This is a genomic window from Flavobacterium gelidilacus DSM 15343 (assembly GCF_000422685.1).
GTDB lineage: Bacteria > Bacteroidota > Bacteroidia > Flavobacteriales > Flavobacteriaceae > Flavobacterium > Flavobacterium gelidilacus.
The window spans coordinates 1-2849 of record NZ_AUGN01000041.1 but is presented as its reverse complement, the minus strand read 5'-3'; the positions used below and the strand labels follow the sequence as shown (position 1 = coordinate 2849).

Below are 2849 nucleotides of genomic sequence, written 5' to 3'. Positions count from 1 at the left end.
CCAACTCCTCCTGTCTGAGAAAAATAATCCCCAACACTTAAAGCAGGTAATATATAAGAATCACATGCTGTAATATTTGATACCGGAGCTAAAACTGGAGAAGATGTTATGGAAACTTCAAAACTCGATTCATCTGTACAGTTTGGTGTAGTACCAGATTCTGCATAAATATAAACCGTTTGTGTAGAAGTAATAACATCACCAGCATTCAACATTACACCAGTTCCAGTTGATCCTCCTGCTGCTGTGTAATAAGAATTATTAGCACTCAAATCATTTGGTAGAGTATAACTACCACAAGCTGAGACATTGGTCTTTTGATCAGCAACTGCAGTATTAAAGGTCACTATAACCTCATCTTCTTTCGTTAACTGTCCACATGTTATTATACACTTATAAGTTCCTGTTTGCGTTACTGTTAAAGTGCTTAATATTTGACCTGGAATTAATACATTGTCTTTGTACCATTTAATGGTATCATCAGCAGTAGTAGTAGCTGTTATAGTATGAGATGTTTGGTTACAAAGTGTCACATCTGGTCCTAAATCTACGCTACAACAAGCAGCCGCTCCTGTACCAGAAGTTTGGTTTAGATTAAATGTTCCTATTGAGTTTCCATAATTTGTAACTAACAATAAATAATGTTGTCCTACAATAGCATTAGGAATATCTATAAATTCTGTAGAAGCTGCAGAATAACTACAATCTATAATATTATTAGGAATTGTTGTGTTTCCATCCGGATAGTCATAAAGACTATTACATGCCGTGCTATTAATTTGCGCAGTAGTAAATGGTCCCCATAATATGAAATCTACATCAGAGTTACCTGCAGATGTTTGATTTAAAGTAAATGTAATAGGCCCTGATGTTTCAATTTCTATTGTAAACCAGAATGGGTTAGGTGTAGTAAATAAACAACCAATGTTTCCATAACTAGGTAGTCCTATTTGATTATTAATTACTGAACCATCTCCACAAGTTGTTTGAGCGCTGTCGCACTGAGTAGGAGTTGTGATACATAAATCAAAATTAGCTAGTAAATTTGATGTTGCTGGTTGAGAGTAAACTCTAATATAATAGACATCACCTGCAGTTAAACCACCGACAAGGCCGTTATTATTTACTTGACAATTTATTTGTGTCAATGCACTACAAGATGCTCCTGAATATACAGCAAATGCCAAATCAGTTGTTGTTCCTTGAATATTATTTAAATTAATATTATGAATACTAGCTAAAGCTGTAAACTGAAACCAAACATCATCGTCAGCAGAACCTGTACATGCATTTGGTTCTGGTGAAGCAGTAGCACTAGATATTGTTCCCGGTACTGTATTAGTACAAATAAGAGAAGTATTAACTGGCGCCAAAGTTGGTGTAGCACAACTATCATTAGATGGTGGTGGTGGTGGAACACTTACACAGACATTAAACGTTGTAGTTTGTAATAAAACTGCTGTTGCAGTATAAACTCTAATAAAATATACTTGACCTGGTACAAATGTATTAGCTACACTTAAATCAGGATTACTACATATTATCTGTGTTAAATTTCCACAAGGATTAGTTGTATTGGTAGAAGTATAAACAGCATGATTTAAATCAAGCGTACTTCCAATGATATCTTGAATTGTTATAATATGAGTAGCTTGAGTTGCAGTGAAAGAAAACCAAACATCATCATCTGCTGAACCCACACAAGTATTAGTTTGCGAAGATGGTGTTGCTCCAGCAACCGTTCCTGCTGTAAGTTGAGTACATGAACCATCTGTATTTACGGGCACTGTTATAGCAGTATCACAATTATCGTTTGCTGGTGGTGTTGGTGGTGTAACACAAGTGGTATTTAATGTAAATGTTCCCACTGTTGTATTATTAACTCCAAATACATATATATAATACAATGTTCCGGATGTAGTTGCTATTTGAACTTCGGATTGCAATCCACAAGAGTTATCGTTTCCGGCAACACAAGTAAATGTACCACAACTTCCTGTTAGTACTTGCATTTTTGTATCAAAAGGAGATCCACATAATGAAAACGTTACAACATCTCCATTCCCTGCAAAGGTGTACCAAACGCCAGGTGAAGTATTTGATGCCGTTCCACAAAAAGCAGTTGGCGCACCTACACTTGTTGAACCTTGCGTAGTTCCAGTAACTGGTGTGTTACATACAAGAGGTATTGCATTGGCACATAAATTATTCGGAGCAGGACAAAACGTTTGAGTTAAAGCCGTACTGTTTCTAAAACAATTTGAATCTTGATCATTTTGTAGGTTTACAGTAACTGATGTGTTATTTGGAAAAGGACCAAATTGCATTGTACCAGCTGCTGTTATAGTCTGTGTTGTTGATGCAGGTGTTGTGGTTCCTGAAATTGAAGTTGCAGAACCCATATTAGTAACGTTAGCCGTTACGAAGAAAGTATCTGTTCCACTTGGACAATTTGAAAGCACTGCAAAAGAAGAAGTCATGTTAACACATGAATTCTCAACTATACATAGAGTGTAAGGAACAGTTTGTGGCGCAGCCCATGTAGATATAACTACATAATAAGTTTCACCTACTGTTGGTGTAAAAGTTATTGTATCTGGGGTTGTACTTCCATTTCCAGCTGTATTTCCAGCCACACAACTAACTCCAACATTAGCACAACTATTATAAACAAATAATCCAGACCATGTGGAATTAGTTTGAGAAGTAATTGTAATTGAATTAGTAGATGTTGCTGTAAATTGATAAAATACATCATCCCCGTTTAAATATGTTCCTGTTGTTCCACAACCAGATGAACCCGGACTTCCACTATAATCATCTCCATATCCTGAAGTATTATCAGTAGT

At 36.0% G+C, this 2849-nt stretch carries 1 pseudogene; it reads right to left on the bottom strand.

Features of this window, described 5'->3' with window-relative positions:
* Nucleotides 1-2849 (bottom strand): annotated as a pseudogene (locus G507_RS17785) (hypothetical protein); the annotation flags it as partial.